Source organism: Lysinibacillus sp. RU7 (assembly GCF_057837305.1).
Map to the genome: position 1 here is coordinate 1 of NZ_JBYQFK010000119.1, position 274 is coordinate 274.

Annotated in this window: 1 protein-coding gene; it reads left to right on the top strand. The window is 45.3% G+C overall.

Annotation, left to right across the window (positions count from 1 at the left end):
• The coding region (locus tag AC3II9_RS21770; RefSeq protein ID WP_489158774.1) for a hypothetical protein at positions 1–192 on the top strand (192 nt) is incomplete at its 5' end.
• Between the last annotated feature and the right edge of the window lie 82 nt (positions 193–274).

Sequence of the window (274 nt, forward strand, 5' to 3'; positions counted from 1 at the left end):
GTTTCGTTAATTTATTACCCACAACACCCCTGTACCGCAGGCAGAATCAGGGTTTTTTCGGGGGTCGCAGCAAGACGCCGGCACAGGCATTCATTTTTTCTTTACGATAAACTTGTGCAAAGCCTGCAGAAAAATGCAGGCCTGTGGCTCATTTCTTTAACAAATGGAAAAAATGCTGTTAAAGCTTCATGAACATCTTGCGTTCAGGCCAAAGGCATGGTTCAAAGATGGCTCTTTTTCTTCCCGCCATAACATATTGGCCCGAGTGGTTGTG